20 protein-coding genes and 5 tRNA genes are annotated in these 26,100 nt (G+C 58.1%); 19 read left to right on the plus strand and 6 right to left on the minus strand.

Going from position 1 to position 26,100, the window contains the following annotated elements; genetic code table 11:
* Positions 1-72: 72 nt before the first annotated feature.
* The 9 genes from ACXPUX_RS08330 to ACXPUX_RS08370 all read left to right on the plus strand — a co-directional run bounded on the left by ACXPUX_RS08330 (position 73) and on the right by ACXPUX_RS08370 (position 12,000).
* Positions 73-792, plus strand: a complete 720-nt coding sequence (locus ACXPUX_RS08330) for a DNA alkylation repair protein (protein ID WP_458827894.1) — start codon at positions 73-75, stop codon at positions 790-792.
* A gap of 92 nt (positions 793-884) precedes the next feature.
* The gene (gene pyrH / locus ACXPUX_RS08335) at positions 885-1,595 is read left to right on the plus strand and encodes a UMP kinase (protein WP_097779758.1); all 711 of its coding nucleotides are present in this window, start codon (positions 885-887) and stop codon (positions 1,593-1,595) included.
* Between the two features lie 103 nt (positions 1,596-1,698).
* Positions 1,699-2,253, plus strand: coding sequence for a ribosome recycling factor (gene frr, locus ACXPUX_RS08340; protein WP_458827895.1), 555 nt, complete (start codon positions 1,699-1,701; stop codon positions 2,251-2,253).
* A gap of 93 nt (positions 2,254-2,346) precedes the next feature.
* A complete protein-coding gene (gene uppS, locus ACXPUX_RS08345; RefSeq protein ID WP_458827896.1) occupies positions 2,347-3,060 on the plus strand; it encodes a polyprenyl diphosphate synthase in 714 nt (237 codons plus the stop codon).
* A gap of 292 nt (positions 3,061-3,352) precedes the next feature.
* Positions 3,353-4,213 (plus strand): phosphatidate cytidylyltransferase, encoded by an 861-nt coding sequence (locus ACXPUX_RS08350; protein ID WP_458827897.1) that lies wholly within the window; start codon positions 3,353-3,355, stop codon positions 4,211-4,213.
* Between the two features lie 19 nt (positions 4,214-4,232).
* Positions 4,233-5,384 carry a 1-deoxy-D-xylulose-5-phosphate reductoisomerase gene (gene dxr / locus ACXPUX_RS08355; protein WP_458827898.1) on the plus strand — a complete coding sequence of 384 codons (1,152 nt, stop codon included), beginning with the start codon at positions 4,233-4,235 and terminating at the stop codon, positions 5,382-5,384.
* Positions 5,385-5,451: 67 nt separating this feature from the next.
* The gene (locus tag ACXPUX_RS08360; RefSeq protein ID WP_458827899.1) at positions 5,452-6,564 is read left to right on the plus strand and encodes a M50 family metallopeptidase; all 1,113 of its coding nucleotides are present in this window, start codon (positions 5,452-5,454) and stop codon (positions 6,562-6,564) included.
* Positions 6,565-6,579: 15 nt separating this feature from the next.
* The gene (gene ispG / locus ACXPUX_RS08365; RefSeq protein WP_458827900.1) at positions 6,580-7,626 is read left to right on the plus strand and encodes a flavodoxin-dependent (E)-4-hydroxy-3-methylbut-2-enyl-diphosphate synthase; all 1,047 of its coding nucleotides are present in this window, start codon (positions 6,580-6,582) and stop codon (positions 7,624-7,626) included.
* Positions 7,627-7,746: 120 nt separating this feature from the next.
* A complete protein-coding gene (locus ACXPUX_RS08370) occupies positions 7,747-12,000 on the plus strand; it encodes a PolC-type DNA polymerase III (RefSeq protein ID WP_458831200.1) in 4,254 nt (1,417 codons plus the stop codon).
* 92 nt (positions 12,001-12,092) lie between these two features.
* On the opposite strand, the gene ACXPUX_RS08375 is transcribed toward ACXPUX_RS08370, so the two are convergent.
* Positions 12,093-13,787 carry a DAK2 domain-containing protein gene (locus tag ACXPUX_RS08375; protein WP_458827901.1) on the minus strand — a complete coding sequence of 565 codons (1,695 nt, stop codon included), beginning with the start codon at positions 13,785-13,787 and terminating at the stop codon, positions 12,093-12,095.
* Between the two features lie 55 nt (positions 13,788-13,842).
* Positions 13,843-14,193: an Asp23/Gls24 family envelope stress response protein gene (locus ACXPUX_RS08380; protein ID WP_005923940.1), complete on the minus strand. Its 351-nt coding sequence runs from the start codon at positions 14,191-14,193 to the stop codon at positions 13,843-13,845.
* Between the two features lie 511 nt (positions 14,194-14,704).
* Here ACXPUX_RS08380 and ACXPUX_RS08385 point away from each other — a divergent pair.
* On the plus strand, positions 14,705-15,160 hold the full coding sequence (locus ACXPUX_RS08385) for a CBS domain-containing protein (RefSeq protein WP_458827902.1): 456 nt from the start codon (positions 14,705-14,707) through the stop codon (positions 15,158-15,160).
* Positions 15,161-15,353: 193 nt separating this feature from the next.
* Here ACXPUX_RS08385 and gltA read toward each other — a convergent pair whose 3' ends face one another.
* Together gltA and ACXPUX_RS08395 are read right to left on the minus strand one after the other, a co-directional pair.
* Positions 15,354-16,748, minus strand: a complete 1,395-nt coding sequence (gene gltA, locus ACXPUX_RS08390; protein ID WP_117930158.1) for an NADPH-dependent glutamate synthase — start codon at positions 16,746-16,748, stop codon at positions 15,354-15,356.
* 1 nt (position 16,749) lies between these two features.
* Positions 16,750-17,595 carry a sulfide/dihydroorotate dehydrogenase-like FAD/NAD-binding protein gene (locus tag ACXPUX_RS08395; RefSeq protein WP_005923953.1) on the minus strand — a complete coding sequence of 282 codons (846 nt, stop codon included), beginning with the start codon at positions 17,593-17,595 and terminating at the stop codon, positions 16,750-16,752.
* A 330-nt stretch (positions 17,596-17,925) separates the two neighbouring features.
* On the opposite strand from ACXPUX_RS08395, the gene ACXPUX_RS08400 reads away from it, so the two are divergent.
* The 5 genes from ACXPUX_RS08400 (at position 17,926) to ACXPUX_RS08420 (ending at position 18,482) form a co-directional block, all read left to right on the plus strand.
* Positions 17,926-18,001 (plus strand) — tRNA-Gly (locus ACXPUX_RS08400).
* 5 nt (positions 18,002-18,006) lie between these two features.
* Positions 18,007-18,082: transfer RNA gene (locus tag ACXPUX_RS08405), tRNA-Val, on the plus strand.
* Between the two features lie 3 nt (positions 18,083-18,085).
* Positions 18,086-18,159 (plus strand) — tRNA-Asp (locus ACXPUX_RS08410).
* Between the two features lie 5 nt (positions 18,160-18,164).
* Positions 18,165-18,240: transfer RNA gene (locus ACXPUX_RS08415), tRNA-Phe, on the plus strand.
* Positions 18,241-18,406: 166 nt separating this feature from the next.
* Positions 18,407-18,482, plus strand: a tRNA-Gly gene (locus tag ACXPUX_RS08420).
* A gap of 236 nt (positions 18,483-18,718) precedes the next feature.
* Here the strand turns inward: ACXPUX_RS08420 and ACXPUX_RS08425 are convergent.
* Both ACXPUX_RS08425 and ACXPUX_RS08430 read right to left on the minus strand, forming a co-directional pair.
* Positions 18,719-19,645 carry an AEC family transporter gene (locus ACXPUX_RS08425; protein ID WP_458827903.1) on the minus strand — a complete coding sequence of 309 codons (927 nt, stop codon included), beginning with the start codon at positions 19,643-19,645 and terminating at the stop codon, positions 18,719-18,721.
* A 121-nt stretch (positions 19,646-19,766) separates the two neighbouring features.
* Positions 19,767-20,756: a nucleoid-associated protein gene (locus ACXPUX_RS08430; RefSeq protein ID WP_458827904.1), complete on the minus strand. Its 990-nt coding sequence runs from the start codon at positions 20,754-20,756 to the stop codon at positions 19,767-19,769.
* 156 nt (positions 20,757-20,912) lie between these two features.
* Between ACXPUX_RS08430 and recD2 the strand changes: the two genes are divergently transcribed.
* The 4 genes from recD2 (at position 20,913) to ACXPUX_RS08450 (ending at position 26,053) form a co-directional block, all read left to right on the plus strand.
* Complete coding sequence (recD2, locus tag ACXPUX_RS08435) at positions 20,913-23,147, plus strand: SF1B family DNA helicase RecD2 (RefSeq protein WP_458827905.1); 2,235 nt, start codon at positions 20,913-20,915, stop codon at positions 23,145-23,147.
* A gap of 139 nt (positions 23,148-23,286) precedes the next feature.
* Positions 23,287-24,312, plus strand: a complete 1,026-nt coding sequence (gene mreB, locus ACXPUX_RS08440) for a rod shape-determining protein MreB (RefSeq protein ID WP_458827906.1) — start codon at positions 23,287-23,289, stop codon at positions 24,310-24,312.
* Positions 24,313-24,472: 160 nt separating this feature from the next.
* Positions 24,473-24,829 carry an OadG family transporter subunit gene (locus ACXPUX_RS08445; RefSeq protein ID WP_458827907.1) on the plus strand — a complete coding sequence of 119 codons (357 nt, stop codon included), beginning with the start codon at positions 24,473-24,475 and terminating at the stop codon, positions 24,827-24,829.
* A 15-nt stretch (positions 24,830-24,844) separates the two neighbouring features.
* Entirely contained in the window at positions 24,845-26,053 is a 1,209-nt protein-coding gene (locus ACXPUX_RS08450) for a sodium ion-translocating decarboxylase subunit beta (protein WP_458827908.1), read from the plus strand.
* Positions 26,054-26,100: the final 47 nt, after the last annotated feature.

Here is a 26,100-nt window from a genome sequence, read left to right on the forward strand (position 1 = left end):
AGAAAGGTGGAGCCTTTTCTCTTTGCATTTCCCCTCCCATCTGGTACAATGATGCAGAAGGGAAGTGACAAAATGCCGGAAGTGGATGTGATCCGTGCGCAGCTGTTTGCGCTGCAAGATAAGGAATATCAGATCTTTTACAGCCGCCTGATGCCCACTCTGCCACCGGAAACGGTGATCGGGGTGCGGGTGCCGCTGCTGCGCAGGCTGGCAAAGCAACTGGCAGACACCCCGGAAGCGGAGATGTTTCTGCAAAAACTGCCGCATTTTTATTATGAAGAAAACGCCCTCCACACCTTTCTGCTGGAGCCTATCCGGGATTACGGCACAGCGCTGGCGGCCACCGAGCGCTTTTTGCCCTATGTGGATAACTGGGCAGTGTGCGACAGCTTCAGCCCCAAGGTGTTTGCGCAGCACAAGCCGGAACTGCTGTGTGCTATCCGGCGCTGGCTGGGCTCTGACCGGACGTATACCGTGCGCTACGGAATTGGGATGCTGATGCGGTATTATCTAGACGATGCCTTCCGGCCGGAATATCTGGCTTGGGTGGCGGCGGTGCACAGCGAGGAATACTATGTCAATATGATGCGAGCGTGGTATTTTGCCACTGCACTGGCAAAGCAGCCCGCAGCGGCACTGCCGTGGCTGACCGAAAAGCGGCTGGACGTGTGGACGCACAACAAGACCATCCAGAAAGCAGTAGAAAGCCGCCGCATCCCCCCGGAGCAAAAGCAGGCTTTGCGGGCACTGCGCATTCGTTCACAAAAGCTTTGCGAAGAACGGTGCGTTTGACTGTTTACAATGTGGCGAATTTATTGTAAAATAGAGTATAGCAAAAATGCCGGGTCTGTCCGGCGAAAGATAAAACAGGTGGTGTTTGGATTATGGCATTGAAATATAAGCGTATCCTTTTGAAGATCAGCGGCGAGGCGCTGGGCGGCGAAAAGGGCATGGGCTTTGACGAGCCCACCATGGACGCTATTTGCGGCGGCGTGAAAAAGGCTCATGAGCTTGGCGTGCAGATCGGCATCGTGGTAGGCGGCGGCAACTTCTGGCGCGGCCGCTCCAGTGGTAAGATGGAGCGCACGCTGGCCGATAAGATCGGTATGCTGGCTACGGTGATGAACGCACTGGCTGTTTCCGATAAGCTGGAGCAGCTGGGTGTGCCCACCGAGGTGTTCACCTCGATCACCATGCCGCAGGTGGCCCCTGCCTTTACCCGCAAGGATGCCCTGCGCGCCATGGATGAGGGCAAGATCGCTGTGTTCGGCGGCGGCACCGGCAACCCCTTCTTCTCTACCGATACGGCTACCGCGCTGCGCGCCGTGGAGGTAAGCGCCGATGTGATGTTCAAGGCAACCATGGTGGACGGCGTTTACGATAAGGATCCCCACAAGTACCCGGATGCCAAAAAGTACGATACCCTTACCTTTACCAAGGTGCTGGAGGATCAGCTGGCCGTTATGGACGGCACCGCAGCTACCATGTGCCGCGACAACAAGCTGCCCATTCTGGTGTTTGATCTGGCCGACCCGGACAACATCGCACGGGCTGTGCAGGGCGAGAACGTGGGCACGCTGGTCTACGAGGGCTGAGCATAGCGCCCCGGTGCAACTGCATACGATTGGATAGAGCAGCAGCGGCGCAGTGCGCTGCCTGCATGGATCAATAGAATAAAGAAACAGGAGAACAACGACAATGAGCAGCAACACCAAGGTTTACGAAGATAAGATGAAGAGCTCTGTGGAGCACCTGAGCCGCGAGCTGGCCGCTGTGCGCGCAGGCCGTGCAAACCCCGCCGTGCTGGATAAGGTGGTCGTGGACTACTACGGTGCTCCCACCCCCATCCAGCAGTTGGCCGCTGTGGCCGTCTCTGAGGCACGCACCCTCACCATCACCCCTTGGGATCGCACCCTGCTGCGCCCCATCAGCAAGGCGATCATGGCCAGCGATGTGGGCATCACCCCCATTGATGACGGCGTTACCATCCGCTTGAACTTCCCCGCACCCAACGAGGAGCGCCGCAAGCAGCTGGCCAAGGAAGTCTCCAAGCTGGGCGAAGACGCCAAGGTTGCTGTGCGCAACGTGCGCCGCGATGCTATGGATAAGGCCAAGGCCATGAAGAAGGCCGGTGAGCTGACCGAGGACACCCAGAAGACCATGGAAGAGAATGTCCAGAAGCTGACCGATAAGTATATCAAGAATATTGATGCTGCCGTGGAAGAAAAGCAGAAGGAGATCATGGCCGTCTGATCCGCAGCACACAATAACAATTGGGAGGTGCCGTGCGCTGGTGAAAGGTGCGCGGCACTTTTTGCAGGGCAGCCCTGCTGCCGGGAGGTATAAATGGAACACCCCAAAGAATTTGCCGAGGGACTTTCCATCGGCATCATCATGGACGGCAATGGCCGCTGGGCGAAAAACCGCGGTCTGCCCCGCACCGCAGGACACAAAAAAGGTGCGGCGGTGTTCAAGGATATTGCCAACTACTGCGATGAGCTTGGCGTAGCATCAGTGTATTTCTATGCTTTCTCTACCGAGAACTGGAAGCGCCCGCTGGAAGAGGTGGATGCCATCATGAAGCTGTTCGCCCAGTACCTCATCGAGGGCTTTGATTACAAGAACCGCAATATCCGCATCAAGTTCTTGGGCGACCGCACCGCGCTGGACCCCAAGCTGCAAAAGATGATGAACGAGCTGGAAGGGGACTCTGCCTGCAAGACCGGCATGACCCTGAACATCGCTATCAACTACGGCGGCCGCCCGGAGATCGTGCGGGCGGCGCAGCAGCTGGCCGCAAAGGCTGTGGCAGGCGAGATCCGCCCCGAGGACATCAACGAGCAGATGATGAGCGATGCCATGTATACCGCCGGACAGAAGGACCCGGACTTTATCCTGCGTCCCAGCGGAGAAAAGCGGCTGTCCAACTTTATGCTCTGGCAGGCCGCCTATTCGGAACTGGTGGAGATGGATGTGCTCTGGCCGGACTTTACCCGCGCCGATCTGGACACCGCCATTGAGGAGTTCAACCACCGCAGCCGCCGGTTTGGCGGCATCTGAGCGGTTCAGTAACCGTATTGCAAACCCTGCACCTAGGGTGTATCTGAAAAGTCGAAAATTTAGTCTATTTCTACAAGCGCAGCCGGATTTTGCGTGAATCAGCCTTGAAATCCACAAAGGATTCCTGCGGCTATTTGCCTTAAATCCTGCTTGTGCTTGCGAAATATTCGTCATTTTCTTTGTTTTCAGATACACCTTAAGGTGCAGACCCGACAGACCCGGTACTTCCTCGGGTCGGAATGCGTTGCCCTGCAAGGGGCTGCTGCCGGAAGAACAAAGGAGATCGAAACCTATGAAAACACGCATTATTACTGCGATCGTGGGCATTCTTGTGCTCATTGGCGTGATGTTTACCTTCAACACCATGGTGTTCAATCTGGTGATCGCAGCCATCACCCTGATCGCCGTCCACGAAATTTACAGCGCCATCGGCTTTGAAAAAAAGGACTGGCTCATGTACGCAGTGCTGGTACCCTACACATTGCTGGTCATGCTTTCCAGTTACAGCGCCATGCGCAAGCTGGTCATGCCCGTGTCCTTTGTGCTGGTCACCTTTTTTGCCATCTATCTGGTGGTGCGCAACGGTACCATCAGCTACCAGAAGGCCAGCGGTCTTTTGGTGTTTTCGGGCATCGTGATCTTCTGCTTCTACTCTTTTATCCTGCTCAAGGAGCGTCTGCCGGTGGAAAAATTCGGCTATGATGCGGTTTTCTTCATCCTGCTCATCCTCTGCTTTGCATGGGGCGGCGACACCTGCGCCTACTTTGCAGGCCGCGCTTTCGGCAAGCATAAGCTGTGCCCGGTGGTCAGTCCCAAAAAGACGGTGGAGGGTGCCATCGGCGGTGTGCTGGGCACCATGGTGTTCGGCGTGGTCGCTACCCTCATCTACTCCATAGCGGCAAATCGCATGGAGGCCTTTACCCGCTCTAATATCGGTGTTTCCATGTATGTGATCATTGCGCTGCTGGGCTGCATTGCTGCGGTGCTGGGCATCTACGGCGACCTGTTTGCCAGCGTGGTCAAGCGCCAGTGCGGCATCAAGGATTACGGCACCATCTTCCCGGGTCACGGCGGCATTCTGGACCGCTTCGACAGCGTGATGTTCATTGCGCCCTTCGTGACCATGGTCATTACCGCCGTGTTCTACGCCTGATACAGGGGAGGAAGCTGTTATGTCTAAAAAAATTACGCTGCTGGGCTCTACCGGCTCTATCGGCACCCAAAGTCTGGATGTCATCCGCGCCCAAGGGTACGAGGTGTACGGCCTTTCTGCCCACAGCCATGTGGAAAAGATCTTACAGCAGATCGAGGAGTTCCACCCGAAATATGTCTGCATGACCGACCCGGACGCCGCCGCAAAGCTGGACGCTGCGCTGGCAGGCCGGGCAAATGCGCCCAAGCTGCTCACCGGCCCGGAGGGGCTGAAGGAGCTGGCTGCGCTGGACGGCCCGGACGTGGTGCTGAACAGTGTGGTGGGCATTGCCGGCCTTGGTGCCAGCCTGTGCGCCATCGAGAGCGGCCACGACTTGGCGCTGGCCAACAAGGAGAGCCTTGTCACCGGCGGACATCTGGTCACGCAGGCTGTGGAAAAGCACGGCGTGCAGCTGCTGCCCGTGGACAGCGAGCACTCTGCCATCTTCCAGTGCCTGCAGGATAAGGAGAGCGCCCCCAGCCTGACCAAGATTCTGCTCACGGCCTCCGGCGGCCCCTTCTTCGGCATGACTACCGAGCAGCTGCGCGGCAAGACCCGTGCAGACGCCCTTAAACACCCCAACTGGAACATGGGCGCGAAGATCACCATCGACTCCGCCACCCTGATGAACAAGGGTCTGGAACTCATCGAGGCCGTATGGCTCTTTGGCCTGCCGCCGGAAAAAATCCAAATCGTGGTGCAGCGCCAGAGTATCGTCCACTCTGCGGTGCAGTTCAGCGATAATTCGATCATTGCCCAGCTGGGTGTGCCGGATATGCGCATCCCCATCCAGTACGCCCTGACCTACCCTAAGCGCTTGCCGGGCGTAGTACCGGAGCTGGACTTTACCACCCTGAAGCTGCTCACCTTTGATGTGGCCAACGAAGAGACCTTCCGCTGCCTTGCCGCCTGCAAAAAGGCCATCCGCAAGGGCGGTCTTGGTCCCTGCGCCGCCAACGGTGCCAACGAGGAAGCTGTTAAGCTGTTCCTTGAGGATAAAATCGGCTTTTTGGATATCGGCCGCTTGGTGGAGGCTGTTGTGGACAGCGACAGCTTTGGCGGCGATTATACGCTGGCAGACGTATACGAGTGCGACCGCATGGCGCGCGCATTCGTGCGGGCACACCTGTAACGCTTTATCAGCAATATACGCCCCGGCGCTGTTTTTGTAATGGCTCCGGGACGCTGTGGGAGAACGAATGTCATTTATTATCACCATTCTTGCCGCGCTGCTTGTGTTCAGTGCGGTGATCGCTATCCACGAGTTCGGGCATTTTGCAGTGGCAAAACTCTGCGGCATTCAGGTCAACGAGTTTTCCATCGGCATGGGGCCGGTGCTCTGGAAAAAGAATCATAAAGGCACCCAGTACAGCCTGCGCGCCCTGCCTGTGGGTGGCTTTGTAGCGCTGGAAGGGGAGGAAAGCCCCGAAAGCCAGCAGGCAGAAGCTGCTCACGCTGCGCAGGAGCAGCCCGCCTCGGAGACGGAAGCATCTGTGCAGCCCACCGGCGTCCCCCTGAATGAAGCGCCGGTTTGGCAGCGGGCACTGGTCATGGTAGCCGGTGCGGTCATGAACTTTGTGCTGGGCTTTGTGGTGCTGGTGATCCTCATCGCCGCCCAGAACGAGCCCATCACCAGCAAGACCATCTACGCCATTCAGGACGGTGCCCTCTGCGGGCAGACCGGCCTGCAGGCGGGGGACAAGGTTCTGGCGGTGAACGGCCGCCGCTGCTTTGTGGCCAACGATATCCTGTACGAGCTGGTGCGCACCCAGTCTTATAGTGCGGATTTTACCGTACTGCGGGACGGCCAAAAGGTGCAACTGCCGGGGGTGCAGTTCGACACATGGCAGGACGAGAAGGGCGAGACCCACATGAGCATCGGCTTTTCTGTCTACGGGCTGGAAAAGACCCCCGGCAACGTGCTGCGGGAGGCGGGCAACAGCGTGTTGTACTATGGGCGCATCGTGTTCACCTCCCTTGTGGACTTAGTGCGCGGGCGGGAGAGCATCAACAACCTCTCCGGCCCGGTGGGCATCGTGTCGGCCATCGGGCAGGCTGCCAGCTACGGCTGGCAGGACCTGCTGGAGCTGTTGGCGCTCATCACCGTCAACCTTGGCATCCTCAACCTGCTGCCCTTCCCGGCGCTGGACGGCGGCAAGGTGGTATTTTTGGTCATTGAAGGCGTCACCGGCCATGCAGTGCCGGAAAAGCTGCAAAGCGTGCTCACCCTTGCAACCTTTGGGCTGCTGTTCGGGCTGATGCTCTTTGCGACCTACAACGATATTCTCCGGCTTATCACCGGGACAGTATAAGAAAGAGGAACCCTTATGCGGCAGAAAAAACGCGAAGTGAAGATCGGTAATGTGACCATCGGCGGCAGCAACCCCATTGCGGTGCAGACCATGCTCAATGTGCCGGTGGAGGACATCGAGGGCAATGTGGCGCAGGCCAAGCGGTGCGAGGCCGCAGGTTGCCAGATCTTGCGGGTCACCTGCCCCAGCCCGGCGGATGCCAAGTGCATCGAGGCTGTCAAGAACGCGGTGAATATCCCCATCGTGGCAGATATCCACTTTGACTACAAGGCAGCGCTGGCCTGCGCCAACGTAGGTGTTGATAAGATCCGCATCAACCCGGGCAACATCGGCGACGACGACCGGGTAAAGGCGGTGGTGGACGCCTGCCAGCAGAAGAACATCCCCATCCGCATCGGCGTCAACGGCGGCAGTCTGGAAAAGCACATTCTGGCTCGTTACGGCGCACCCACCCCGGAAGCCATGGTGGAAAGCGCTTTGTACCATGTGCGCCTGCTGGAAAAGTTCGATTTTAACAACATCGTCATCTCCATCAAAAACTCCAACGTGCCCCGCATGATGGAGGCCTACCGCCAGCTCAGCGCCGTCACCGACTACCCGCTCCATGTGGGCGTCACCGAAGCCGGTACCTACCAGATGGGTCTGCTGAAAAGCGGCATGGGCATCGGCGGGATGCTGCTGGAGGGCATCGGCGACACCATCCGCGTGTCGCTGGCTGCCGAGCCGGAAAAAGAGGTGGAAGCGGGCTTCAACATCCTGCGCGCCGTGGGCTTCCCGGTCACCGGGCCGGAGGTCATCACCTGTCCCACCTGCGGACGCACCCAGTACCCCTGCACTGAGATCGCCAACGAGGTGGAAAAACGGCTGCAGGGCTACAAAAAGTCCATCAAGGTGGCCGTGATGGGCTGCGTTGTCAACGGCCCCGGCGAAGCCCGTGAAGCCGATATCGGCATTGCGGGCGGCAAGGGCGAGGCCGTGCTGTTCATCCATGGCAAGCCCATCAAAAAGCTGACCGGCGATAACATTCTGGATCAGTTCATGGACGAGATCTATAAATTGTAAGCATTCTTTTCCCTACTGCCACACCCGCAAAAACGGGTGCGGCAGTTTGTGCTGTAAAGAACCCACCAAAAAGGAGTACCATTTGTGAAACCACTTGTTTCCCAGCTGTGGCCGCAGTTTATGGCGGACCCGGATTTTGCGGCCTGCTTCGGGCAGGTGATCGTGGAGCACGCCCGGATGCTGCGGCAGGACCGGCAGGTCGAGTTTACCCTGCGCAGCGCCGCCCCGCTGGATCAGAACCTATGCGCCCGGCTGCTGGCTTCCCTGCAGCCGGACTACGAGGGCTTTGAGCTGAAGATCAAAAACCTGTTCGGCTATGCCATGCTGGACGAGCACGCCCTGCGCACCCTGCTGGAGGACATGAAGCGGGATGGCGTGCCCATCAACGGCTTTCTGGACAGGAGCAGTATTTCCATCACCGGACAAAATATCACAGTGGGGGTGTGCCACGGCACAAAGTTTTTGCAGGAGATGGGCTTTGAGGAACTGCTTGCCAAGCGCATTGCCGAGCATACCGGCGTTACCCCCAAGGTGACGCTGCAAAGCGCAGTGACTGCGGCCGAGCAGCAGCAGATGGAGGAAAAGCTGGAGCGCAAGATCGCACCGCCGGTGGTCAAGTTTGAGAAAAAGAACACCGCACCGTCCATCAAGGTGGAGGGACTCAACCTTACTGACAAGCCGGTCACCATCTTCCACGGCAAAATGTTCACCCCCAAAAACCTCACGCCCCTCAAGGACTTGGGCGGCGAGGGCGGAAAGTGCATGATCTGGGGCGATGTGTTCTTTACCGAGGTCAAGGGCAACTACCGAAAGATCTACACCGTGTCCATCACCGACTATACCGGCTCAATCAACCTGAAGGTCCGCGCACAGGAAGGGGAGGACTGCTCCAAGTGGGAGAGCATCGGCAAGGGCAGCACGGTCATCGTGCGTGGCGACTGCTCCTACGATAAATACGAGCACGACTACATCGTGTACCCCTACGATGTGCTGATCGTGGAGCGCAAAAAGCGGGAGGATACCGCCCCGGAAAAGCGGGTGGAGCTGCATCTGCACACCAAGCTTTCCAGCATGGACGGCTTTTGCGACCCCGGCGGCATCGTCAAGCTGGCGCACCGCATGGGACACCCCGCCATTGCCATCACCGACCACGGCGTGTGTCAGGGCTACCCCGAAGCCATGCTGGCAGCCGATGACATCCACAAAAAAGACCCGGACTTCAAACTCATCTACGGGTGCGAAGCCTATTTTGTGGATGACATGGTGCCCTGCGTCTACGGCGTAAAGGATCAGCCGCTGGACGGCGAGTTCTGCGTGTTCGACACCGAGACCACCGGTCTTGACCCCGGGGTGGAGTACCTTACCGAGATCGGCGCGGTCATCATCCGCAACGGCGAGGTGGTAGAGGAGTTCGACACCTTTGTCAAGCCCGGCAAGCCCATCACCCCCAAGATCACCGAGCTGACCGGCATCACCAACGAGATGGTAGCGGATGCCCCCAGCGAAAAGGAAGCGCTGGAAGCCTTTCTTGCCTTTGCGGGTGACCGCATTCTGGTGGGGCACAATGTCCACGCCTTTGATATGCGCTTTCTGCGGGCAGCTGCCAAGCGCAGCGGCATCAAGCTGGAGCCTACCTATATCGACACCCTGACCATGGCGCAGACCATGTACCCCGGTCTGCACAACTATAAACAGGGCACTATCAACAAGCATCTGGAGCTGCCCACCTATGAGGCGCACCGCGCCTGCGAGGACTCCGCTGCACTGGGACGCATCTTCTGCGTGATGCTGAACGACCTTGCGGAAAAAGAGGTAACGAAGGTCAGCGAGATCAACACCGGTCTTGGCGGCAACCGCGAGGTACTGAAAAAGAAATACTACCACCTGATCATTCTGGTCAAAAACCAGATGGGTCTGAAAAATCTGTATAAAATCGTCAGCGAGGCGCACGTCAACTACTTCTTCAAAAAGCCCCGCGTGCCCCGCAGTTTGCTGAACAAGTACCGGGACGGCCTGCTGCTTACCAGCGCCTGTGAAGCAGGCGAGCTGTACCGCGCCATCGTGGACGGCACCAGCTACGAGGAGCTGAAAAAGATCGCCGCCTACTACGATATCCTTGAGATCCAGCCGCTGGGCAACAACGCCTATATGGTGCGGGACGGCAAGGTGGACAGCGAGGAGCGAATCAAGGAGTTCAACCGCACCGTCATCAAGCTGGGCGAGGATCTGCACAAGCCGGTCATCGCCACCGGCGACGTGCACTTTACCGAGCCGGAGGATGCGATCTATCGCGCTGTATTGCAGGCGGGCAACGGCTTTAAGGATGCCGACAACCAGCCGCCGCTGTTCTTCCGCACCACGCAGGATATGCTGGCACAGTTCTACTATCTGCCCAAGGAAAAGGCCTACGAGGTGGTAGTAAAGAACCCTCGCAAGATCGCCGCTATGATCGACAACAATGTGCGCGCCATCCCCCGGGGCACCTACCCGCCCAGCATCGAGGGTGCAGAGCAGCAGCTGCGCGATGCCACATGGGAGCACGCCAAGCGGGATTACGGCGACCCCTTGCCCGAGATCGTGGAAAAGCGGCTGCAAAAGGAGCTGGACTCCATCTGCGGCCACGGTTACGCGGTGCTGTACGTCATTGCGGTCAAGCTGGTGGCCTACTCCAATGCGGGCGGTTATCAGGTGGGCAGCCGTGGCTCGGTCGGCTCCTCCGCTGTGGCGCACTTCTCCGGCATCTCGGAGGTAAACAGCCTGCCGCCTCACTACCGCTGCCCCAAGTGCAAGCACAGCGAGTTCATCACCGACGGCAGCGTGGACGACGGCTTTGATCTGCCGGACAAAAACTGCCCCCAGTGCGGCACCCGGATGCTGGTGGACGGCCACGATATCCCCTTTGAGACCTTCCTCGGCTTCTACGGCGATAAGGAACCGGATATCGACCTGAACTTCTCTGGCGAGTACCAGTCCAACGTGCACCGCTACACCGAGGAGCTGTTCGGCAAGGCCAACGTGTTCAAGGCCGGTACGGTGTCCGGCATTCAGGATAAAACTGCCTACGGCTACGTAAAAAAGTATCTGGACGAGCGGCAGCGCACCGTCAACCACGCCGAGGAAAACCGCCTGACGCTGGGCTGCACCGGCGTCAAGCGCACCACCGGCCAGCACCCCGGCGGCATGGTGGTCGTGCCGGATACCTACGAGATCTACGATTTCTGCCCCATCCAGCACCCGGCGGATGACGTGGCGGGCGGTCTGCTGACCACCCATTTCGAGTTTAAGTATCTGCACGACACCCTGCTCAAGCTGGACGAACTGGGCCACGATATGCCCACCTTCTACAAGTATTTTGAGGAGTATACCGGCATCCCGGTGGACAGCATCCCCATGAACGACCCCAAGGTGTACAGCCTGCTGACTAGTCCGGAAGCGCTTGGCGTGACCCCGGAGCAGATCGACAGCCAGACCGGCACCTTCGGCATCCCGGAAATGGGCACGAACTTTGTGCGCGGAATGCTGGTGGAAGCACGGCCTAAAAATTTCTCCGAGCTGATCCAGATTTCCGGTCTGTCCCACGGCACGGACGTGTGGACGGGCAACGCGGACGAGCTGATCCGCAGCGGCACCTGCACCATTGCAGAGGTCATCGGCTGCCGTGACAGTATCATGCTGTACCTGCTGCGCAAGGGGCTGGAACCTAAGATGGCCTTTGATATCATGGAGGCTGTGCGTAAGGGCAAGGTGGCCAAGGGCGGCTTCCAGCCGGGCTGGGAGGAAGCCATGCGGGAGCACGAGGTACCGGACTGGTACATCGAGAGCTGCCGCAAGATCAAGTATATGTTCCCCAAGGCCCATGCTGTGGCCTATCTGATGAGCGCCATCCGGCTGATGTGGTACAAGATCTACAAGCCGCAGGCGTTCTATGCAGTGTACTTTACCGTGCGCGGCGATGATATCGACTATGAAGCCGCAATTGGCGGCGCTGCCGTGGCGCGCGCCCACATGGAGGCGGTCAAGCGCCGCCTGAAAGAGGAAAAGAACGCCAAGGACGAGGACGTGTTGGTCAGCTTGCAGCTGGTCAACGAGATGCTGAGCCGTGGGTACGAGTTTTTGCCCATCGAGCTGGGCAAGAGCCGCGGCTCCAAGTATGTGGTGGAGGACGACAAGGTGCGTCTGCCCTTCAGCGCCCTGAAGGGATTAGGCGGTGCCGCCGCCGAGGCTCTGGAACGGGTGACCATCCACGGAGAGGAATATATCTCGGTGGAGGAATTGCAGCAGGCCTCCGGCGTGGGCAGCAGCATTCTGGACCGTCTGCGTCAGGTGGGCGCACTGGGTGACCTGCCCGAGAGCAGCCAGGTGAGCTTTTTCTGAAATATTCATAAAGCATAAAATCTCCGCATTGGGTGCGATACTCAATGCGGAGATTTTTGTTTGCAGTGATACAGATCAGAGCAGGGGAGTGCTTACTCCACGCTGATCATATAGTAGTAAACGGGCTGGCCGCCGCGGATGTGGCTTACTTCCACATGGTTGGGGCACTTTGCCTTTACGATCTCGGTAACCTTTTCGGCATCCTCGTCGCTCACGTCACAGCCGGAAATAATGGTGACAAAGCTGGAATCCTTCTTGCACATATTGCGTGCCAGACGGTAGGTGGCCTTGGTGATATCGGTGGAGGTGGAAACGATCTTGCCGTTCTCCAGTGCCATGATCTCGCCCTTGCGGATGCGCTTGCCGTCGTACTCGCTGTCGCGGGCGGCGTAGGTGATCAGACCGGTGGACACCTTGTCGGCAGCAGCCATCATGTTGATGGTGTTGGTCTCGGCGTTCACAGAGGGGTCAAAGTTCAGCAGTGCGGTAATGCCCATGGGCACGGTGCGGGTGGGCAGCACAACTACCTGACGGTCGGCCAGCTTCTGCGCCTGCTCCGCAGCCATGATGATGTTCTTGTTGTTGGGCAGCACGAACACGGTCTTGGCGGGCACGCTCTGGATAGCTGCCAGAATGTCTTCGGTAGAGGGGTTCATGGTCTGGCCGCCGGACACCACAGCGTCTGCTGCCAGATCGGTGAACACAGCCTTCAGGCCCTCACCGGCGGCAACAGCCACAAAGCCGTAGTCGCGGCTGGGGTCCACGGCAGCATAGATGAACTCGCTGGCCTGAGAGGGAGCCTTCTCGGCAGAAGCCTGCTTTTCAAGGCTCTTGCCCTGCTTCTGGCGGGCAAGGAACTGCTCGTGCATATTCTCGATCTTGAAGTTGGTCAGGTAGCCGTACTTGATGGCCTCGCTCAGGATCTTGCCGGGGTCGGCGGTGTGAACGTGCAGGTTGATGACGTCGTCATCCTCAATGCAGACCACGCTGTCACCGTTGGACTCTGCAAAAGCGCGCATCTTGGCGGCGCTGGCACCCTCGTACTTGTTGATGAGGAACTGGGTGCAGTAGCCGTTGGTAATGTCCTCCACCTTCATCAGGTCGTCGGTGAACACGCCCTTACCGGCATTTTCGGTGGACAGCTTTGCCTTGTTGGGGGCGGCCTCGCCGCCGGCAATCATGCCCTCGCCGTGGAACACCTTGCCCATGCCCTCAAAAATGACCATGATGCCCTGACCGCCTGCGTCCACAACACCGGCCTTCTTCAGCACGGGCAGCAGGTTGGGGGTATCCTCCAGAGCCTTCTGACCGGCAGTCAGCACCACATCCCACAGGGCGGGCACATCGGCGGCATCGCTGGCAGCAGCTTCCTCAGAAGCAACGCGGGCAACGGTCAGAATGGTGCCCTCGGTGGGCTTCATCACGGCCTTGTAGGCACCCTCGACGCCCTTCTGCAGGGCAGCCACGATGTCGGCAACGTCAGCCTCTTTTTTGCCTTCCAGCGCCTTGGAGAAGCCGCGGAACAGCAGGCTGGTGATAACGCCGGAGTTGCCGCGCGCACCGCGCAGCATGGCAGAAGCGGCAGTCTTGGCAGCCTCGCCCACGGTGCAGCTGTCGTCCAGAGCTTCCAGCTCACGCACGGCAGCGCCCACGGTCATGCCCATGTTGGTGCCGGTGTCGCCATCCGGCACGGGGAAAACGTTCAGTTCGTCCACGCGGGAACGCTGGTTGTTGATGTTGTTGGCGCCGGAAATGATGGCGTCGCGCAGGATCTTACCAGAAATCATTGTTTTTACTCCTTAGTAACTGGCCGGAAAAGCCCGGCTCGGGTTTGCAGACAAATCAGGCGATGACGTCGTCCACGGACACCACCACACGGGCGACCTTCAGTCCGGTGGCCTGCTCCACCTCGTCCTTGACGCGGTGAGAGATGCTGCGGGCGGCGGTGGAAATGTTCAGACCGTAGCTGACGGCAATGTGCAGCTCGATGACCAGACGCCCATTCTGCTGGGTCACACGCACACCCTTTTCCGGGTAATCGGAACCGTATACCATGCTTTTCACAGCGTCAGTCATATCACGGGGAGCCATGGCAGCAACGCCGTAGCACTGTTTGGTGGCTTCACCCACCAGGGTGGAAAAATACCCATCAGTAAAGCTGACATTCCCAAGTGGGAAACGGGAAGTGATCATAGTCGCTCTGCTCCTTTATGTTATTTTTCATAAAAATACACGCAAGGGTCGGGGGCATTGGCTGTGCAAAACGAAACTTGCCTCAGATAAATGCCCACTCTATTATACAACTTTGCACCGTGGTTGTACAGTTCAAATTGTTGGATTTACTGCTTTTTGCGCTCTTTTTGCATGGTTTTTGTAAAGAAAAAAGAGCAAATTCCTTCGACAGCCCTCGCGCCGCTTTGCGCAGCGGACGTGGTATGCTGAAGGCAGGCTGTGCGGAACCCCTCAAAACGGAAAGTATGACAAATAAAGAAAAACAATCTGTGAATAAATTATAAAAGCTTCCTTGTCTGGCTTTCTTTGTCTATGAAAAAGTGCTAAAATATAAATGAAAAGGGAAAGGAGCGGTCAGCCCCCTTTTTCCATGATACTTCCCGGAATACGCCGGACGCACGGCACATTACATAGCGCAGGCAGACCCTTCCAACAGGTATTGCCTGCAAAAAATGCGATAGGAGTTGTTGGCATGAACATTCTCTTTTTTCTTTCCCCAAAGCAGGATCTGATGTACGTTTACGATGATTTCACCCTCCGGCAGACGCTGGAAAAGTGGGAAAATAACCGCTACGCCTCCATTCCGGTACTGAACCGCAAGGGCGAATATGTGGGCACGCTGACCGAGGGCGATATCCTGTGGGGACTGAAAAAATACCATGGTCTGGATCTGGAAGCCGCCGAGGACATCCCCATTTCTGAGTTTTCCCATAAGCGGGACTACAAGGCCGTCACGGTGACCACCAGCATGGATGAGCTGGTGGAAGCCGCCATGAGCCAGAATTTCGTCCCGGTGGTGGATGACCGGGGCATTTTCATCGGCATTGTACGGCGGCAGGCCATCATCCGTTACTGCTACGATAAATCCCGCAAGATCGAAATGACCCGTACCGGCCGCCCCGTAAAGGAGCTGGCTGGCGTACATTAAAACAGATGCCGTTTTCGTCTGTGTCCATCCTGTAAAAATGTAGACCCGGAAAGTCCGTAGACTTTCCGGGTCTACTCTATTCAAAACAAGATTTCCGCTAGTTATGCCCAGAGCGTAAGCGGAGGGCATTTGAAATCGTTTTATACGGAGCGAGGGCGCTGCACATTTGCCGTGCAACGCCCTCGCTATTGGCTTACTTATTGCGGATGTACTCATCCATGGCCTTTGCGGCTGCCTTACCGGCACCCATGGCCTTGATGACGGTAGCAGCGCCGGTCACAGCGTCACCACCGGCGTACACGCCGTCGCGGCTGGTCTTGCCCTCGTCGCCCTCGGTCACGATGCAGCCGTGCTTGTTGGTCTCCAAGCCCGGGGTGGTAGAGCGGATCAGCGGGTTGGGGCTGGTGCCCAGGCTCATGATCACGGTATCCACTTCCAGCTCAAACTCGCTGCCCTGCTTTTCAATGGGACGGCGGCGGCCGGAAGCGTCCGGCTCACCCAGTTCCATCTCGATGCAGGTCATGGAGTGTACAAAGCCGTCCTCGTCCGGGTGGATGGCAACGGGGTTGCACAGGGTCTTGAAGATGATGCCCTCTTCCTCGGCGTGCTCCACCTCTTCCTTACGGGCGGGCAGCTCAGCCATGCCGCGGCGGTAGACGATGTACACGCTCTCGGCACCCAGACGCAGGGCGCTGCGGGCAGCATCCATAGCCACGTTGCCGCCGCCCACAACGGCAACCTTCTTGCCGGTGCGGATGGGGGTCTTGCTGGTGGGCAGATAAGCCTTCATCAGGTTGGAGCGGGTCAGGAACTCGTTGGCAGAGTACACGCCCTTCAGGCTCTCGCCGGGGATGTTCATGAAGCGGGGCAGACCGGCGCCGGAGCCTACGAACACGGCCTCGTAGCCGTATTCGCCCATCAACTCGTCAATGGTCAGCACCTTGCCGATGACCATATTGCACTCAAAATCCACGCCCATCTTCTTCAGGCCGTCGATCTCCTGCTGGACGATGGCCTTGGGCAGACGGAACTCGGGGATGCCGTACATCAGCACACCGCCTGCAACGTGCAGCGCTTCGTAAACGGTCACCTTGTAGCCCAGCTTTGCCAGATCACCGGCGGCGGTCAGACCGGCAGGGCCTGCGCCGATGATGGCCACCTTATGGCCGTTCCACTCCGGTACGATGGGTGCGGTGTGCACGTTCTCGCGGTGCCAGTCAGCTACAAAGCGCTCCAGACGGCCAATAGCCACCGGCTCGTTCTTGATGCCGCGGGTGCACTTGCCCTCGCACTGGCTCTCCTGCGGGCAGACACGGCCGCAGACAGCAGGCAGGGAAGAGGAGCGGTTGATCACCTGATAGGCGGCCTCAAAGTCGCCCTCTGCAACATGCGCGATAAACTCCGGGATGTCGATGCCCACGGGGCAGCCGGACTGGCAGGGCTTGTTCTTGCAGCCGATGCAGCGCTTGGCTTCGTTCACAGCCATCTCAGCGGTGTAGCCCAAAGCCACTTCCTTAAAGTTCTTGTTGCGGACGTTGGGGTCCTGCGTGGGCATGGGGCACTTTTTAGGGTCCATATTGAAAGCCATTTTACATTCCCTCCTGAGTCTTGAACAGGTTGCAGGCTGCCTCACGGGCGTGTGCCTCAAACGGGCGGTACATGGTGCCGCGTGCCATTGCCTCGTCAAAATCCACCAGATCACCGTCAAAGTCGGGGCCGTCCACGCAGGCAAACTTGGTCTGACCGCCCACGGTCAGGCGGCAGCCGCCGCACATGCCGGTGCCATCGATCATGATGGGGTTCATAGAAACGATGCTCTTCAGGCCGTGCTTCTGGCAGGTCTTGACCACAAACTTCATCATGATCAGCGGGCCGATGGTAATGACCAGATCGTACTGGTTGCCGGCAGCCACCAGCTCGTCCAGCGCAGCGGTGACCACGCCCTTGGTGCCGTAGCTGCCGTCATCGGTCATGATGCGCAGCTCGTCGCTGCAGGCGTTGAACTCGTCCTCAAGGATCAGCAGATCCTTATTGCGGAAGCCGACCACACTATGCACCACACAGCCCTGATCGTGCAGCTCCTTGGCGATGGGCAGTGCAATGGCGCAGCCCACGCCGCCGCCCACAACACACACCTTCTTCAGACCCTCGGTCTCGGTGGCGCGGCCCAGCGGGCCGACAAAGTCGTGGACACAATCGCCTGCATTCAGGCTGTTCAGCTCCATGGTGGTGCCACCCACGATCTGGAAAATGATATCCACAGTGCCCTTTTCGCGGTCGTAACCGGCCACGGTCAGGGGGATACGCTCGCTGTCCTCAAACGGACGTACAATGATGAACTGACCCGGCTTTGCCTTTTTGGCGATCAGTGGGGCTTCGATGACCATCTTTGTCACGGTGGGGTTCAGCGCGACCTTTTCAGTGATCTTATACATTGCGTTAGCTCCTTTTTGCTGGCAATTCCTTTTTCTTTTCTATAAATGGAAGCTGCATCCGCGCGGGTGCATTTTCCGTTTGACAAAGCGTCCTCTTTATTATAATAGTTTGTGAAATAGAAAGCAACTGTATTTTGCCCGTACACACAGCCGCGCGAAATAGAGCGAAAAGGGGGGAGTGCAATCGCCGTATGAAAAATAAAAAAACGTACCAGAGTTAAAAGACATTCTTTTTCAAAAAAATGTAAATTTGTGGTTGACAACTGCCGGAGTGTGCGGTATAATAACCAACGTCGCCGGACAACAGACCGGCAAAGACAAATGGAATGTGCGGCCGTAGCTCATCTGGTAGAGCGCCACCTTGCCAAGGTGGAGGTAGCGAGTTCGAGCCTCGTCGGCCGCTCCATATGTGGAAGTTTAGCTCAGCTGGGAGAGCATCTGCCTTACAAGCAGAGGGTCAGCGGTTCGAGCCCGTTAACTTCCACCATATGGCCCGGTAGCTCAGTTGGTTAGAGCACCAGCCTGTCACGCTGGGGGTCGTCGGTTCGAGCCCGATCCGGGTCGTATTTGCCTCTGTAGCTCAGTCGGTAGAGCAGGGGACTGAAAATCCCCGTGTCATTGGTTCGATTCCGATCGGAGGCACCACGTCGAAAATCCTGTCATTCATCGGGAAGTCTTGCAAGCAAGACTTCTGTGATGAATACCAGATTTTCTCCTTTTCCCCACAAAATCTTGCTCCGCAAGCTTTCGCGGGGGTCCCGAAATTTGCAAGAATCGCTCGGGAGGGTGCAGGGATAAATGCACCGGATATGCGGCCGTAGCTCATCTGGTAGAGCGCCACCTTGCCAAGGTGGAGGTAGCGAGTTCGAGCCTCGTCGGCCGCTCCAATACGAAGCCATCGTTGATGCAGAAATGCAAAAGCGATGGCTTTTTTGTTTTGTGTGGCGATTGCCAGGAATATCCGCAGCCCCGCGCTTTCGCAGAAAGCGGCGCTGCACCTGCCGTTTCCCATCACGACCCCGCCTGTGAAAAGGAGCAGCGGAACGCCCGCAGGCGTTCCGCTGCTCCGAAATCTAAAATACTATTTCCGCATAAATATACTGCTACTGGGCGGCGGCTCTGCTTACATCACCATGGTGATGATCAGCGCACACAGCGGCAGGATGACGATGCTGAGCAGGGTGGTCAGCACCACGCTTCCGGCGGCAAAGTGCTCATCGTGACCGAACTGCACCGCAAATACCGAGGTGATGGCGGCCGCCGGGCAGCATTCCAGCAGCGTGACCACCTGTGCGGCAGTGCCGTGGAAGTCCAGCACCCCGAACAGTGCCAGCGTAGCCGCCGGGATCAGCAGCATACGCACAGAGGCAAGTTTCCAGATGTGCTTGTCGGTCACGATGCTGCGCACGTCACCGGCGGCGATCAGCATACCGGTGATGAGCATGGACAGCGGCGTGTTCACCCCGGCCAGCAGCTCCAGCGGCTGGGTGATCAGGGCAGGCAGCGGGATCTGCAGCAGATAGATGCCAAGACCCACCACAATGGCGTATAGCACCGGGGTGCGCACCAGACTGCGGGCGACCGCCTTTACGCTGGAGCCGCCGCTGACAAGGCCGTAGCCCAGCGTCCACAGCAGAATGTTGAACACGGTAACGTAGGCGCTGGCATACAAAAGACCCTCAGAGCCGAACAGCGCCGAAATAAGCGGGAAACCCATGTATGCCGCGTTGGAAAAAATGCAGGCAAACCGGAAAATGGGCATCCGGCTGCCGGTCTTGCGTGCCGTGAGCAGCAGGGTGATCACGGTGCCCAGCAGCACAGACAGGACACTCATGCCGAAAGCCGCCAGCAGATTACGCAGGATCTGGATGCTGAACTCCATGCGGTAAGAGTTTACCACCATGGCCGGTACGATGATATACACCAGCAGATTGGAAAGCGCCTGTTTGTTTTCCAGCTTGAGCACGCCGGTTTTGATCGCCACCATGCCTGTGCCGATCAGCAGGAACAAGACCACGACCTGCTGCGCGGTGATGAGAGCCAGTTCCATAAAATTCTCCTCCTCTAAGGTCGTAACGCGTATACCACGAAAGATACAACACAGGTATAGCACAAAACCCTGCGGATAGCAAGGCTAAACGCAGGGTTTTGCAAGATTTTGCTGTTACAGCTTACAAAATGACATTTTTGATCAGCAGGGAAATGCTGCCGTCATCGGCGTGCAGGAACTCTACCTCGGATTCGGCGTTCAAGAGCTCAGTGGGGATCTTTACCTCGATGCCGTTGGCGGTGCGCAGGCTGCGGCTCTCCATCCGGCGGATGCGGGCGGGGGTCACGGTCACCGGCTGGGCGGCGCTGTCGATGACATCGCTCTTTTCTACATAGTCGTCAAAGGGCACGGCGGCGAGAGGATATTCCTCTTCCAGCTGCTGGCGCACCTGCTGGATGGATACCTGATTGTCGTTGTCAGCAGCCTGATTGGCGATCATCATAGCCACCTGCGCCTCCACATGGGGCGTTTCGGCGTAGTTTTCCTGCACAGCCTGCACGGCGGCTTCCTGAATGGCCTGCAGCTTTTTCTTTTCCGGCTGGGCAGTAGTGTACTGGAACACCACGGTGGAGAGGTAAAACTCCTTGTGGCCGTCAATATCGTACTTCTTTTCCAGCAGACGCATGGAGTAATCGGTCAGGTCTACCAGTGCGCCCTCCTCCACTTTGCCGCTCTGGGTGGGCAGGCAGGCGCGTTGCTGGATGATGGAGTTCACCGGCGCACCCTCCACGGTCTCTGTGTAGTGGGTGTAGCCGTTTTTGTAGTTCAGCTTCAGGATGCCCAGCCACGGCGCGCCGTCCCGGGTAAAATCCACCACGGCAAGGTCTGCCCCTGGGATAGTGGTGTGGGCGTGCATATAGTCGAACAGTACCCCGGCAATGCGGCAGGAAAGATCCACAAAGTCCTGATTGTGCTCCAGCTCATTTTTAAAGGCCGAGTCCGGCAGCGGGCGGCACTGGCGGATATCGTCGCTGGCCAGCAGCTTTTCAATGTGGTTCTGCAGGTAGGCGTTCTTTTCGGCGGTCAGTTCCATGGACCCGCCGCTGAGCACCGGCGCATCCATGGTGGTATCCAGAACGTGCAGAATGGCCTGATGAATGATGATCTCCATTGTTGCTCCTCATTTCGTGACGTAGTGTTTGCGCCCAGTATAGCACAACCGCCGGAAAAAGGCGAGAGCCGCCCGGGGATTTTGCGGATTCTACAATTTACAAATCCCGCCAAAAGGGCTATACTTGTAATATCTATGCAAAAGGAGGTGGAGCTGGTGGACGAGCAGCAGCTGGAACAAATCGAAGGCGTTGTGGAGGATATTATCTACGAGAACGAGGATAACGGCTATACGGTGTTCGAGATCTCCGGCGGCGGAGTGCTCACGGTGGTCTGCGGCATCGTAGGCGAGCTGCACGCAGGCGAAAGCGTCATCTGCCGCGGCCGGTACGAAAACCACGCCACCTATGGCCGCCAGTTCCACGCGCAGGAATGCGAGACCGATATGCCCAAGGATCTGGAAGCGGTATATGCCTTTCTGGCCAGCCGCTCCCTGCCGTATATCGGCGCAAGGACTGCGGATAAGATCATTGATATGTTTGGCGTTGAGGCACTGGAGGTCATCGCCAACGACCCCGCCCGGCTGACCAAGATCCCCGGCATCTCGCCGGATAAAGCCGACCGCATTCAGCAGGAATTCAAGCGGATGTTCGGCATGCGGGAGCTCATCGCCTATCTGGCACAGTTCGAGATCAGCCCCCGCAAGGCCATGGAGGTATTCAAAGCCTTTGGTGTGGGGGCGATGCAGGCCATTGCGTCAAACCCTTATCTGCTGTGCGGCGAGCCGTTGCAGCTGGACTTCCGTCACGCGGACAGCATCGCCCAGTATTACCACATGGAAGGAGACTGTGCCCAGCGGCTGGAAGCTGCCCTGCTGCGCACTTTGCGCCACAACGCGGGCAACGGCCACACCTGTCTGCCCCGGGCACAGCTGCTGGCGACCGCCTCCAACTTTATCCACCAGCCGCCGGAAAAGCTGGCCCGGGCGTTGAGCCGGTGCATCGAGACGGAAGAACTGTGCGTGAAAATGTTCGATGCCGTGCCCTATATCTACTTGCCGGATCTGCTGGCTGCGGAGCAGGACATTGCCGACCGGCTGAACCTGCTGGCAAAGCGCGGCAAGAATACTGCCCGGGATCTGGATAAAAACATCCAGATCTTAGAACTGACGCAGGGCTTTGCCTACGCTCCCCTGCAACGGGAAGCCATCCGCAAGGCCATGACCGAGAACTGCCTTGTGCTTACCGGCGGCCCCGGCACCGGCAAGACCACCACGGTCAACGCCATCTTGCAGCTGCTGGAAAATCAGGCCGAGCGGGTAGCCCTGTGTGCCCCCACCGGACGTGCCGCCAAGCGGCTCAGCGAGCTGACCGGCCGCAAGGCCAGCACCATCCACCGCCTGCTGGAGGTGGACTACACCGGCGGCGTGGTCAGCTTTATCCACAACGACAAAAACCTGCTCAAGTGTGACGTGGTCATTCTGGACGAGATGAGCATGGTGGACGTCAAGCTGTTTCAGGCGCTCATTGCGGCGCTGCGCTACACCTGCCGTATTATTATGGTAGGCGATGCCGACCAGCTGCCCAGCGTAGGCGCGGGCAACATCCTCAGCGAGGTCATCCGCTCTGGCTGCGTGCCCACCGTCTGCCTGAACGAGATCTTCCGGCAGGCAAAGCGCAGCCTCATTGTGGAAAACGCCCACCATATCATTTCCGGTGAGCCGCTGCAAAAGGGCAGCAAGACCGACGACTTCTTCTTTTTGGAAGCAGACGGCGAGGCTGCGCAGCGTCTGGTGTGCGACCTTGTCACCACACGGCTGCCCCGGAGCTACGGCTTTGACCCCATCCGGGATATTCAGGTGCTGTGTCCCACAAAGCTTGGCCCCACCGGCACGCAGGCGCTGAACGTGGAACTGCAAAACCTGCTCAACCCGCCCCAGAAGGGCAAGCCCCAGCTGCAAAGCGCCGCCCGGGTGTTCCGGGTGGGGGACAAGGTGATGCAGGTGCGCAACAACTACGAGATCGTCTGGAACCGCATCGGCGGAGAACAGGGCGTGGGTGCCTACAACGGCGATATCGGCATCGTGGAAAGCATCAACCTGCGGGAGCGCTCCATGGTGGTGCGCATGGACGACCGGCGGCTGCTCTACCCGGCGGAAAACCTGAACGAATTGGAGATCGCCTACGCCATCACAGTGCACAAAAGTCAGGGCAGCGAGTTTCCGGCGGTGATCCTGCCGGTGGCGCAGGTGCCGCCAAGGCTGTGTTACCGCAACCTGTTCTACACCGGTGTCACCCGCGCCCGCAGGCTGTGCGTTGTGGCGGGCCGCAGGGACGTAGTGAACAGTATGATGAGCAACATCCGGCAGAACCTGCGTTACAGCGGCCTGTGCGCCCTGCTGCAGGCCGGACAACCGCCGGAGCAGCTCAGCACAGAAGGGGAGAGCTCCTGATAAAACCGTACAGAACAGCGGCAAAGCTTGTATACTTTTTGCCGCAACTATGTTATACTAAAGCAGTCTTTGTTTTTTGCCCGCAGCTGCGGGCGTTACATACATGATAGAGGAACGCAGAGAAAGGAATCAGGTAATTATGGCACAGAATGATATCGGCATCGACCTTGGTACTACTACCATCATCATCGCGCAGGAGGGCAAGGGCGTAGTGCTCAACCAGCCCAGCGTCGTGGCAATGGACACCCGCAAGAACACCGTGCTGGAGGCCGGCGACAAGGCACTGGCCATGGTGGGACGCACGCCCAACTACATCTCCGCTATTTTCCCGCTGAAGGATGGCGTCATCAGCGACCACACCATGACCCGGGAGCTGATCTGCCGCTTTGTCAAGCAGGTGTACAGTTCCCACATGGTCAAGCCCCGGGTGGCAGTATGTGTGCCCGCCGCCATTACCGGCATCGAGAGCGACGCCGTGGTGGAGGCTGTGGTGGCAGCCGGTGCCCGTCAGGTATACCTGATCGACGAGCCTATTGCCGCCGCCCTCGGCTCCGGCATCGACATCACCCTGCCGGACGGCCGGATGATCATTGATATCGGCGGCGGCACCACGGATATCGCTGTGCTGAGCCTTGGCGGCAAGGTCAAGGCTACCAGTGTGCGCGTAGCCGGTAACCACTACGATGAAGAGATCCTCAAGCACGTCCGCAGCAAATACAGCATTGCCATCGGCCAGCGCACCGCCGAGGAGCTGAAAAAGCACGTTGCCTGCTGCCCCCAGAAAACTGATTTCCACGAGAGCATGGAGATCAAGGGCCGCAGCCTGCTTACCGGTCTGCCGGTGCGCGTGACCGTTTCCACCGATGATCTGTACGAGCCGGTGATGATGCTCAGCGAGCAGATCGGCACCGCAGCCCATCAAGTGCTGGAAAAGACCCCGCCGGAGCTGGCGGGTGATATCTACCGCAACGGCGTCATGCTGACCGGCGGCGGTGCCCAGCTGCACGGCCTGACCGAATATCTGAGCCAGGAACTGAAGGTGGAGGTCACTGTCTCGCCGGACCCGGTAAACTGCGTTGCACTGGGCACAGCGCAGAGCCTTTCCATCGGCGATAAGCTGGAAACCGGCTTTACGGACGCTACCCCGCGCATCGGCCGCCGCTAAGCTTTGTTCGTTTTGTCCATGTCATATCACAAAGCAGCAAAAATAAAATTTGTTAATTTTTGTTGAAATGAATGGCAAAATACGGTATACTATATCCAAATTGATTTTCTGCTAACGATGTTGTATCGCTTGCAGTATCCAACAAACAGGAGGAAAAACCATGGACTTAGGTTTCGATGTGGTCGTTACCATTACTGGTATCGTGCTGGTGTTCCTGATCCTCGTGCTGCTGATGACGATCATCACGCTGGAGGGCAAGATCTTCGACTCGATGAATGCCAAGAAGAAGGCCGCCAAGACTGCTGCGCAGGCACCCGCCGCAAAGCCCGCTGCCGCTCCGGTACAGCAGGCTGCGCCCGCTCCTCAGGTAGAGGAAGGCATCCCCGGTGACGTGGTGGCTGCCATTATGGCTGCTATCCATGCAATGGGCAACGGCAAGTACACCCTTAAAGCAGTGCGTCGTGGCAAAAATGGCTGGGGCAATGCCGGCGTGAACGATACCACAGCCCCGTTTTAACACAGGAGGAAGAGCATGACACAGTTTATTGATACTCTGGTCGGTATTTTCCAAAGTTCCGGCTTTGCACAGTTTGGCCAGCCCGGCGGCTGGCTGTACGCCGTGATGATCTGCGTGGGCTGTTTTCTGCTGTACCTCGCTATCGTCAAGGAGTTCGAACCCCTGATCCTGCTGCCCATGGCTTTTGGCATGATCCTTGCCAACCTGCCCGGCAGCGGCATCATCCACATGCAGTACTTTGTCGGTGACGGTCTGGAGCACCCCATGTGGGTCGAGATCCTGAACAACGGCGGTCTGGCCGATATGCTCTACATGGGCGTTAAGCTGGGCATCTACCCGCCGCTGATCTTCCTTGGCATCGGCACTATGACCGACTTTGCACCCCTGATCTCCAACCCCAAGAGCCTGCTGCTGGGCGCTGCCGCACAGTTCGGTATCTTCGGTACTTACATGGGTGCCCGTCTGCTGGCCGCTACCGGTCTGGTGGACTTCACCCAGAAGCAGTCCGCTGCCATTGCCATTATCGGCGGTGCTGACGGCCCCACCGCTATCTTCGTTACCTCCCGTCTGGCACCTGAGCTGCTGGGCAGCATCGCCGTGGCAGCGTACAGCTACATGGCACTGGTGCCCGTCATTCAGCCGCCCATCATGAAGGCGCTGACCACCTCCAAGGAGCGCTCTGTGGTCATGAAGCAGCTGCGCACCGTCTCCAAGACTGAGAAGATCATCTTCCCCATCATGGTCACTATCATCGTTTCCCTCATCGTTCCGGATGCCGCCGTTCTGGTCGGTATGCTGATGCTGGGCAACCTGATGAAGGAGTGCGGCGTTGTGGATCGTATCCAGAAGACTGCCGGTAATGAGCTGATGAACATCATCACCATCTTCCTGGCTCTGTCTGTTGGCTGCACCACCAGTGCAAACACCTTCCTGAACACCCGCACCCTGTTCATCATCGTGCTGGGTCTGATCGCCTTCTCCTTCGGCACCGCAGCCGGTGTGCTGTGCGGCAAGGTCATGTACAAGCTGACCGGCGGTCAGGTGAACCCCCTGATCGGTTCTGCCGGCGTTTCCGCTGTGCCTATGGCCGCTCGTGTTTCCCAGAAGGTCGGCCAGAGCGAGAACCCCTCCAACTTCCTGCTGATGCACGCCATGGGCCCCAACGTGGCCGGCGTTATCGGTTCTGCCGTTGCTGCTGGTATCCTGATCAACATCTTCGGCTAAGCAAAACCTAAAGCACTACCCCAAGAGCCATCGCACAGTGACGTGCA

The sequence above is a fragment of the Faecalibacterium sp. PGM34 genome, assembly GCF_054456555.1.

Excerpts from the sequence above, each read along its gene's own strand:
- ACXPUX_RS08450 (WP_458827908.1), top strand. The coding sequence starts at position 24,845 with ATGACACAGTTTATTGATACTCTGGTCGGTATTTTCCAAAGTTCCGGC.
- ACXPUX_RS08360 (WP_458827899.1), top strand. The coding sequence starts at position 5,452 with ATGTCATTTATTATCACCATTCTTGCCGCGCTGCTTGTGTTCAGTGCG.
- dxr (WP_458827898.1), top strand. The coding sequence starts at position 4,233 with ATGTCTAAAAAAATTACGCTGCTGGGCTCTACCGGCTCTATCGGCACC.
- frr (WP_458827895.1), top strand. The coding sequence starts at position 1,699 with ATGAGCAGCAACACCAAGGTTTACGAAGATAAGATGAAGAGCTCTGTG.
- ACXPUX_RS08395 (WP_005923953.1), bottom strand. The coding sequence starts at position 17,595 with ATGTATAAGATCACTGAAAAGGTCGCGCTGAACCCCACCGTGACAAAG.
- ACXPUX_RS08445 (WP_458827907.1), top strand. The coding sequence starts at position 24,473 with ATGGACTTAGGTTTCGATGTGGTCGTTACCATTACTGGTATCGTGCTG.
- gltA (WP_117930158.1), bottom strand. The coding sequence starts at position 16,748 with ATGGCTTTCAATATGGACCCTAAAAAGTGCCCCATGCCCACGCAGGAC.
- ACXPUX_RS08425 (WP_458827903.1), bottom strand. The coding sequence starts at position 19,645 with ATGGAACTGGCTCTCATCACCGCGCAGCAGGTCGTGGTCTTGTTCCTG.
- ACXPUX_RS08375 (WP_458827901.1), bottom strand. The coding sequence starts at position 13,787 with ATGATTTCTGGTAAGATCCTGCGCGACGCCATCATTTCCGGCGCCAAC.
- ACXPUX_RS08385 (WP_458827902.1), top strand. The coding sequence starts at position 14,705 with ATGAACATTCTCTTTTTTCTTTCCCCAAAGCAGGATCTGATGTACGTT.
- ACXPUX_RS08330 (WP_458827894.1), top strand. The coding sequence starts at position 73 with ATGCCGGAAGTGGATGTGATCCGTGCGCAGCTGTTTGCGCTGCAAGAT.
- ACXPUX_RS08370 (WP_458831200.1), top strand. The coding sequence starts at position 7,747 with ATGGCGGACCCGGATTTTGCGGCCTGCTTCGGGCAGGTGATCGTGGAG.
- mreB (WP_458827906.1), top strand. The coding sequence starts at position 23,287 with ATGGCACAGAATGATATCGGCATCGACCTTGGTACTACTACCATCATC.
- ACXPUX_RS08380 (WP_005923940.1), bottom strand. The coding sequence starts at position 14,193 with ATGATCACTTCCCGTTTCCCACTTGGGAATGTCAGCTTTACTGATGGG.
- ACXPUX_RS08430 (WP_458827904.1), bottom strand. The coding sequence starts at position 20,756 with ATGGAGATCATCATTCATCAGGCCATTCTGCACGTTCTGGATACCACC.
- ispG (WP_458827900.1), top strand. The coding sequence starts at position 6,580 with ATGCGGCAGAAAAAACGCGAAGTGAAGATCGGTAATGTGACCATCGGC.
- ACXPUX_RS08350 (WP_458827897.1), top strand. The coding sequence starts at position 3,353 with ATGAAAACACGCATTATTACTGCGATCGTGGGCATTCTTGTGCTCATT.
- uppS (WP_458827896.1), top strand. The coding sequence starts at position 2,347 with ATGGAACACCCCAAAGAATTTGCCGAGGGACTTTCCATCGGCATCATC.
- pyrH (WP_097779758.1), top strand. The coding sequence starts at position 885 with ATGGCATTGAAATATAAGCGTATCCTTTTGAAGATCAGCGGCGAGGCG.